The following is a 2,952-nucleotide window of genomic DNA, read 5'->3' on the forward strand; positions in this document are numbered from 1 at the left end:
TGAGATGGATATGAGCGATTACTATATCTCCGATGTGGAAAAAATTATCGGTATTCTATGTTACATGGTTCAATCGGGATTGACTGAGCAGAAAAATGGTTCACAGTAAGTTCACGGTGGCGGGGTTGGAGGAGCGCATGGCATTTAGCGACTACAAAAATATCTCCCAGACGCAGAGGGAGTTTGGGATTGCCTACCGCGAGGAGCGTTTTCTCTTCGCCAAGCCAGCTCTGCCGCCCGATGCCTTTTTGCGCGACTTAGAATTTAGTCGCGTCAACATGGATATTTTTACGTCGAAGGCATCGCGCACCGAGCTGGTGATCTCGCCGCTACTCCGGGAGGCTTACAAGCAGTTTTACGAGCGCTACGCCTTCTGGATTCAGAAGCCACTACACTACAGCGAGAAGCTCTCCGGGATTCCGGACTACCTGATAGCGACGAAATCTGCGCTGGGCAAGACGGTGCTGGAGATGCCGCTGGTGGTGGTGGTTGAGGCGAAGAAAAATGACTTCGAGCAGGGCTGGGGGCAGTGCCTGGCGGAGCTGATCGCGGCGCAGAAGCTCAATGACAACCCGAGCCTACCAGTCTTTGGCATTGTTACCGATGGCGAGCTGTGGAAGTTTGGGAAACTGATCGGAACGGAGTTTGTGCTAGAGACAACCGGCTACACGCTCACCGACTTGCCGGAGCTTTTCGGGGTGCTGGTGTACATTTTGGAGACGGCTGACTGATGCCTCGGCTTTCACGGCGTGGGGTTTTAGGCGGCGCGGTGCTGCTCAGTGGGGTGGGGCTGACGGGCTGGCGCGTGTTGCGCCACCGTCCACAGCCGCCTGAGGTGCGGGAGGCGCTCTTTGAGGGCGTTGTCTACGAGCGGGAAAATAGGCAGGCACCGCGCCCGATGGTACTGCACTGGCTGAGTGTTGATCTGAGCGCACCGGGAGTGCGGTTCCTTGCTACGCCCGGCAACCCTGAGGCAGCCATGCCTTTTGTGGGTAAGAAAACGACAGTATTTCTTAAAGAGCAGGGCTGCCAGATCGCGATCAATGGGGACTTTTTCATGCCCTGGTACTCGAGTACCATCTGGGACTACTACCCTAAGCCCGGCGACCCGGTGGCAACGCAGGGGGCGGCAGCTAGCGAGGGGGTGATCTACAACCGAAACGATGGTCACCTGCTCAAGACGACGCTCTGGATCAGCCGAGAAAACGAAGTGCAGGTGAGTGTAGAGCCTCCGAAGGCTATCTGGAATGCTTGGGGAGGGCATCTGCTGTTGCTGGACGGAAGAGAAGAAAATACGGAGCTGAGCCCTCGTGTGGCCGTGGGACTGGTGGGAACAAAGCTACTTTTACTGCTTATTGATGGACGGCAGAGTGGCTACAGTGAAGGCGCGACGGCCAAAGAGCTTGCAGATGTCTTGGTCGAGCGAGGGGTGAGCGTTGCGATCCAGCTAGATGGTGGCGGGTCGGCGACAATGGTGGCGCAGGGGCGGGGGATTTTAAACTCTCCGATTGACTGTCGGATACCCGGACGAGAGCGGCATGTTGCTAACCACCTGGGAATTTTTGCAAAGAAGCTGACTTAAAGAAATTGACTTGAGGCATAATAGAGTTATGAAGCACGATAAAGAACCGATTCATCCGCTTGTCGAAGAGTGGGTACGCCTGGAGACCCGGCGGCAGTTTCTGCGCAGCGGAGCCAACGCCCTTGGCATGGCCGCACTCTCTGCGCTGGGCGGCGAGGCTTTCGCACAAACGAAACCAAAATATAAGACCGTGCCCGGTGCACTGCCCAAGCTGCACTTTGCGCCCAAGGCCAAGCACGTGATCTATCTGCACATGGTCGGCGGACCGCCGCAGATGGACCTCTACGACTACAAGCCGGAGATGGTCAAGATGTACGATAAAGACCTCCCGGAATCTATCCGCAACGGCCAAAGGCTGACCACCATGACCAGCGGGCAGTCCCGCTTTCCGATTGCACCGAGCAAGTTCACCTTCAAACAGCATGGCAAATCCGGTATGTGGGTCTCGGAGCTCTTGCCCAACACGGCCAAGATGGTGGACGACATGTGCTTCATTCGCTCGATGCACACGGAGGCCATCAACCACGAGCCCGCCATTACCTACATGCAGACGGGCAATCAAGTGACCGGGCGCCCCTGTCTCGGGGCCTGGACCAGCTACGGCCTGGGCTCGATGAACTCCGACCTGCCGACCTTTGTGGTGCTTGTGGCGCAGCCGAGCAACACGGACCAGGTGCAGGCGATTTCTGCACGGCTCTGGCAGTCGGGCTACTTACCGGGCGAGCATGCCGCGTGCTCTTTCCGTGCCGCAGGCGACCCGATTCTCTATATCAATAATCCGCCCGGCGTGAATACCGGAGTCCGGCGGCAGACGCTCGATGGCCTGAAGGCGCTGAACCAGCTCAACTTCAAGACCGTCGGCGACGAAGAAACCCACACGCGTATCGCACAGTACGAGCTGGCATTTCGCATGCAGGCTAGTGTTCCCGAGCTGACGGATCTTAAAAACGAGCCCGCCAGTACCTACGAGCTCTACGGCGAGGCGGCCAAAAAACCTGGCAGCTTTGCCCACACCGCGCTCACGGCGAGGCGTATGGTGGAGCGTGGCGTGCGCTTCATTCAGGTCTATCTCAATAACTGGGATACCCACGCCAATGTCGCGGGCAGGCTTCCGAGCCAGTGCAAAGACATTGACCAGGCGTGTGCGGGATTAATCCAGGATCTCAAGAACCGTGGCCTCTTTGAGGAGACGCTCATCATCTGGGGCGGGGAGTTCGGACGGACGATCTACTCACAGGGCGGGCTCACCAAGGAGAACTATGGGCGCGACCACCACCCGCGCTGCTTCACGATGTGGATGGCGGGCGGCGGCTCCAAGCCCGGCACGATCTACGGCGAGACCGACGACTTCTCCTACAATATCGTCAAAG

General features: G+C 57.8%; 3 protein-coding genes. All 3 read left to right on the forward strand.

From position 1 onward, the window contains the following. The first annotated feature begins 95 nt into the window (after window positions 1-95). Window positions 96-731, forward strand: a complete 636-nt coding sequence (locus tag ACH2EH_RS22670; protein ID WP_395145330.1) for a hypothetical protein — start codon at window positions 96-98, stop codon at window positions 729-731. Then, window positions 731-1,582 carry a phosphodiester glycosidase family protein gene (locus tag ACH2EH_RS22675; protein ID WP_395145332.1) on the forward strand — a complete coding sequence of 284 codons (852 nt, stop codon included), beginning with the start codon at window positions 731-733 and terminating at the stop codon, window positions 1,580-1,582. Before ACH2EH_RS22670 ends, ACH2EH_RS22675 begins: the two co-directional genes overlap by 1 nt. 28 nt (window positions 1,583-1,610) lie before the next feature. Beyond that, window positions 1,611-2,952, forward strand: a 1,342-nt coding sequence (locus tag ACH2EH_RS22680) for a DUF1501 domain-containing protein (RefSeq protein WP_395145334.1), incomplete at its 3' end; no start/stop codon positions are given.

Origin of the sequence: Armatimonas sp. (assembly GCF_043760365.1) — a bacterium.
GTDB lineage: Bacteria > Armatimonadota > Armatimonadia > Armatimonadales > Armatimonadaceae > Armatimonas.

What these genes read in the sequence shown, in the direction of transcription:
- ACH2EH_RS22670 (WP_395145330.1), top strand. Translation starts at nt 96, where the DNA reads ATGGTTCACAGTAAGTTCACGGTGGCGGGGTTGGAGGAGCGCATGGCA.
- ACH2EH_RS22675 (WP_395145332.1), top strand. Translation starts at nt 731, where the DNA reads ATGCCTCGGCTTTCACGGCGTGGGGTTTTAGGCGGCGCGGTGCTGCTC.